Source organism: Clostridioides sp. ES-S-0190-01 (assembly GCF_020658275.1).
Classification (GTDB): Bacteria; Bacillota; Clostridia; order Peptostreptococcales; family Peptostreptococcaceae; genus Clostridioides.
This window is the reverse complement of the sequence record NZ_JACVWA010000042.1, coordinates 1-5,505: the sequence shown is the minus strand read 5'-3', so window position 1 is coordinate 5,505 and position 5,505 is coordinate 1. Positions and strand designations below refer to the sequence as shown.

3 protein-coding genes and 1 rRNA gene are annotated in these 5,505 nt (G+C 28.2%); 3 read left to right on the top strand and 1 reads right to left on the bottom strand.

Going from position 1 to position 5,505, the window contains the following annotated elements:
• Position 1: 1 nt before the first annotated feature.
• Positions 2-118: ribosomal RNA gene (gene rrf / locus IC214_RS16265) — 5S ribosomal RNA — on the top strand.
• Positions 119-326: 208 nt separating this feature from the next.
• On the opposite strand, the gene IC214_RS16260 is transcribed toward rrf, so the two are convergent.
• Complete coding sequence (locus IC214_RS16260; RefSeq protein WP_227866809.1) at positions 327-1,511, bottom strand: pyridoxal phosphate-dependent aminotransferase; 1,185 nt, start codon at positions 1,509-1,511, stop codon at positions 327-329.
• Between the two features lie 372 nt (positions 1,512-1,883).
• Between IC214_RS16260 and IC214_RS16255 the strand changes: the two genes are divergently transcribed.
• Together IC214_RS16255 and nrdG are read left to right on the top strand one after the other, a co-directional pair.
• Complete coding sequence (locus IC214_RS16255; protein ID WP_227437646.1) at positions 1,884-4,235, top strand: anaerobic ribonucleoside triphosphate reductase; 2,352 nt, start codon at positions 1,884-1,886, stop codon at positions 4,233-4,235.
• Positions 4,236-4,256: 21 nt separating this feature from the next.
• The gene (gene nrdG, locus IC214_RS16250; protein WP_227832019.1) at positions 4,257-4,796 is read left to right on the top strand and encodes an anaerobic ribonucleoside-triphosphate reductase activating protein; all 540 of its coding nucleotides are present in this window, start codon (positions 4,257-4,259) and stop codon (positions 4,794-4,796) included.
• The last annotated feature ends 709 nt before the right edge of the window (positions 4,797-5,505 follow it).

Here is a 5,505-nt window from a genome sequence, read left to right as displayed (position 1 = left end):
ATGTGGTTACAATAGCAGAGAGGATACACCTGTTCCCATTCCGAACACAGAAGTTAAGCTCTCTAGCGCTGATGGTACTTGGTGGGAAACTGCCTGGGAGAGTAGGACGTAGCCACGTAATTTTTTTATTTGTTATATTGAGTTAAAATTTAAAATAAAATTCTAGCTTAATATAACAAATAAAATAAAAACCTATTGGTATGAAAATCAATAGGTTTTTATTTTATTTAAGTTTTTAATTACGATGTTAAATATATTATATAGATACACAATCTATTAATTTATCATCTAATATCTTATATTTAAAAATTGTTTGATTAAAATTATTATGCCATTATCTTAGATACAAATTCTTTTAATTTATCTAATCCAGCCAAGAAAGTATTCTCATTACAAGCATAAGATATACGAATATATTTATCCATACCAAATGCTATGCCAGGAACAACTGCTACATTGTATTCTTCTAAAAACTGATTACAAAATTCTATAGAAAAACTATCTTTATATTTAAAGTTTTCAGCTATCTTAGAAAGGTCTATAAAAGCATAAAACGCACCATCTGGATTTACGTAATCTACATTTTCGATAGAATCTAATTTAGATGTGATTAAATCTCTTCTAGATTTATATGTTTCCACCATATCATCTATATCAGTTGAACAATCTTTTAAGGCTCCATATGCTATGTATTGTGATGTTAAGCTTGGATGTGATATAAGATGTCCTTGTATGGAACTCATTGCTTTAGCTATGGTTTTATTAGAAGCAGTATAGCCTAATCTTAATCCAGTCATAGCAGCTGATTTAGAAAAACCATTTATAGTTATAGTTATATCTTTTGCTTCTTCGCTTAATGAAGCAACTGATGTGAAATTTCCAGTGTAACATATTTTTTCATATATTTCATCTGCCAAAATATATATTTTGTTCTGTATACACACTTTTACGATTTCAATTAGCTCATCTCTTGTATAGACACTACCAGTAGGATTTGAAGGATTATTCATTACAAGAATCTTTGTTTTGCTTGTTATAGATTTTTCAAGTTCTTCTTTTGTTAATTTGAATCCATTTTCTTTTCTGGTATCAATAAAAATTGGAACAGCATTAACTAATTTAACCATTTCAGGGTAACTAACCCAATATGGTTTTGGCAATAACACTTCATCTCCCTCATCTGTTAACGCTAGTAAAGTGTTTGTTATAGAATTTTTAGCTCCACTTGATATAACTATTTCATCTATTGAATATTTACAGTTATTTTCTTCAATAAGTTTTTTACAGATTTCTTCTCTAAGTATTTTCAATCCAGGAACTAAATCATATTTAGTACAATCTTTATTTAAAGAGTCAATTCCGTAAGATTTTGCAACATTAGGTACATTAAAATCAGGTTCTCCTATACTAAGGTTGATTACTTTAATTCCGTCACTTTCCATTTCTTTAACTTTTGAACTAATACCTATTGTATAGGATGGAGTTATAAAGTTTAGTCTTTTTGATAACATAAAATGCCCCCTTTTAAATTATTATTTATATTATACGACAAATTTGAAAAATGTACATAAGGAAATTTGTAGATATATACATTAATACATATGAAAATGAGTATTTTTTGCCTAAAATTAGTGTAAAAAAAAGAGAAAAAAGTTTTGACTTCCAAAGTTGTTACAAACGCTGATGTTCAAAATATCTACATAGTATTTGCAATGATTTGCGTTAGTTTGACTATTATGTACAAATTTGGTAATCTTAATATAGTAATTATTAAGATAATCCCTTTAACTTAGTTGAAGGGGATTTTTTTAGACTTAATATACTACATATAGTGGTATGTAGATTAATAAAATACAATATATAGTAATAGGGGGTTTTTTTAATTGGTTGAGTTTGTAAAAAAGAGAGATGGAAGAGTGATTCCATTTAATGAAGATAGAATAACAAGGGCTATATTTTTAGCAGCAACAAATGTTGCAGAAAGAGAAGGTATTGTACCTGATTATAAGTTATCTGAGCAACTAACTCAGGAAGTAATAAAGTTGATAAATCATAAATATTCTGAATCAGTTCCAAGTGTTGAAGACATACAAAATTCTGTAGTTAAGGTTCTTATAGAAACAGGTCATGCAAAAACTAGTGAAGAGTACATAGTATATAGAACTGAAAGAAGTAGAATAAGAAATTCAAAAACACGATTAATGAAGGCAATAGAAGAAATTACCTTTGAGGATGCAGAAGATGCTGATATAAAAAGAGAAAATGCAAATATCAATGGTAATACAGCTATGGGAACAATGTTACAATATGGAAGTACTGTATCCAAAGAATTTTGCAAGACTCATATATTAAAGCCAGAACATTCTTTCGCACATGATAATGGAGATATACATATACATGACATGGACTTTTTAAATATGGGGACATTAACTTGTTGCCAGATAGATGTTAAAAAACTATTTGAGGATGGTTTTTCAACTGGTCATGGTTTCTTAAGAGAACCACAAGATATAATGAGTTATGGAGCTCTAGCCGCAATTGCGATACAAAGTAATCAAAATGATCAACATGGAGGTCAAAGCATACCATTTTTCGATTATGGTTTGTCTGAAGGTGTGTATAAGACATTTAAAAAATTCTACATAGGAAACTTAGCTAAAGCATTAAAATTATTTAAAGGAATTGAAAATAATGAAGCAATAAAGGACATAGTATATAGAACAGAGAAAGAAACAAATAAAAAAGTTGGTCTTAAAAAAGATGAATTGTATTTAAACTCTGAAAAAGAAAAACTAAAAGAAATGTTTAATATTGATGAAGAACTTATAAAGAACATGCAAAACTTTGCATTTGAAGAGTCATATAAAGAAACTGATAAAAAAACATATCAATCTATGGAAGCATTTATACATAACTTAAATACAATGCATTCTAGAGCAGGTGCACAAGTACCATTTTCAAGTGTAAATTTTGGAACAGATATTTCAGAAGAAGGAAGAATGGTAACTAAGAATCTATTATTATCACAAGAAAGAGGTTTAGGTAATGGAGAGACCCCAATTTTCCCAATATTGATATTTAAAGTTAAAGAAGGTGTAAATTTAAATCCTGAAGATCCTAATTATGATTTATTTAAGTTATCATGCAGGGTATCAGCTAAAAGATTATTTCCTAACTTTAGCTTTTTAGATGCTCCTTTTAATGCTAAATATTATAAAGCAGGAGATCCAGATACAGAAGCTACATATATGGGTTGTAGAACAAGAGTACTTAGTAATGTATGTGGGCCAGAAACAGTTAGTGGCAGAGGAAATATATCTTTTACTACTGTCAATCTTCCAAGATTAGGTATAAAGCATGGAATTATAAAAAATGAGAAAACTAATTTAGATGAATTTTTTAAAGAACTAGATGAGAAAATAGACTTAATTATAGAACAATTATTAGAGCGTCTTGAAGTTCAAGGAAATAAAAAAATGAAAAACTTTCCGTTTTTAATGGGTCAAGGCGTATGGAAAGATTCTGATGATTTGGGCCCAGAAGATACATTAAAAGAAGTAATAAAGCAAGGAACATTGACTATTGGGTTTATAGGTTTAGCAGAATGCCTTATTGCTCTTACAGGTAAACATCATGGAGAAAGCAAGGAAGCTCAAGAATTAGGACTAAAAATAGTGTCATATATGAGACATAAAATGGATGAAGCTACAGACAAATATAAATTAAATTTCTCTTTAATGGGTACTCCAGCAGAAGGTCTTTCAGGAAGATTTACTAAAATAGATAAGAAAGTATATGGAGAAATTAAAGGTATTACAGATAAAGAGTATTATACTAATTCATTCCATGTTCCAGTTTATTATAATATAAGTGCATATGACAAAATTGAGATAGAAGCTCCATATCATGAATTTACTAATGCAGGTCATATAACATATGTAGAACTAGATGGAGATCCATCTGATAACTTAGAAGCTTTTGAAACTATCATAAAAGCAATGAAAGATTTGGGCATAGGATACGGAAGTATAAATCATCCTGTAGATAGAGATCCTATATGTGGTTTCTCGGGAGTAATAGCAAGTAATATATGTCCTGTATGTGGAAGAAATGAAGACGAAAGTGATATTAAATTTGAAAGAATCAGACGAATAACAGGATATTTAGTTGGTACAGTTGATAGATTTAATAATGCCAAAAAAGCGGAAGTTAAAGATAGGGTAAAACATAGATAGTTTTATTTGGAGGAGTAAGTTATGAAGATAAGAATGTCATCTACTATAAGTCATGACAGTATAGTTGATGGACCAGGGTTAAGAATGGTAATATGGACTCAAGGATGTGTTCATAATTGTAAAGGATGTCATAATCCTCAAACACATAATTTATGTGGTGGATTTTATATGGATACAAAAGAAATTATAAATGAGATAAAGTCACTAAAATTACAAAAAGGTATTACACTATCAGGTGGAGAGCCATTTTTACAGCCAGAACCATTAGAAGAAATAGCAAAAGAAGCCAAAAAGACTGGCTTAGATGTATGGTCCTATACAGGATTTACATTTGAACAACTACTAGATAAAAAAAATAGTGCATATTTTAAAAACTTGAACCTATTAAAGCAGATTGATGTTTTAGTAGATGGAAGATTTGTAGATGAAAAAAAAGATATAAGTCTAAAATTTAGAGGTTCATCAAATCAAAGAATAATTGATGTTCAGAAGAGCTTAAAGTATAAAAAAGTATTTTTAATTGAGCAGTATATGAAGGATGATTTATCTATAGCAGAATAGAACATAAATAGACGAAAGTAAATGTAAAAACATATTTACTTTCGTCTATTTTTATGTAAAAAGTTTTTCTTTAATAAAGTATTTAATTTGATTATGAAAGTTTTTAGTTAATATATAAATTTACAAAGTAAAGTAGTAAGGGGTTGATAAATACTTTAATAAAATTATATGCTCATGTACTATTATCACTACTAATATCATTATTAATGCTTTTGAGAGGAAATAATGCTGCTATTAAAGTAAGCATTTTCAACCAATGTTTTCAAGTTGTAAACATATTGTATCATATAGATAAATGGACTAATGAGAAGTGATTATACATATGGATTTATCTTTATTCAAAAAATAATAAATTATGTAATATGTGGATAAATATGTTTATAATGTGGATAATATTTAATGTAATAAGTTAAAACAATATGAATCAGTTGTTTATAATGTGGATAATATTATAATAGAGAGGTAAAGTGATAATTTAAAAATAAAAAAAGTAAAAAAAGTTGTTGACTCTAAAAGAAAAAGTTGGTATAGTAATACTTGTCCTCAAGAAAAGGACATAAACATAAAGAACGACATAAACATAAAGAACTTTGAAAATTAAACAGTAGGTTAATTTATAAACAAGAAACAAACCATAAAGCCAGATATTTAGATAACAATAGTATCTGAGCCTGATAAACTTTTATTTGAGAGTTTGATCCTGGCTCAG

Bases quoted from the DNA above. Each gene is read 5' to 3' on its own strand.
- IC214_RS16260 (WP_227866809.1), bottom strand. From the start codon at position 1,511: ATGTTATCAAAAAGACTAAACTTTATAACTCCATCCTATACAATAGGT.
- nrdG (WP_227832019.1), top strand. From the start codon at position 4,257: ATGAAGATAAGAATGTCATCTACTATAAGTCATGACAGTATAGTTGAT.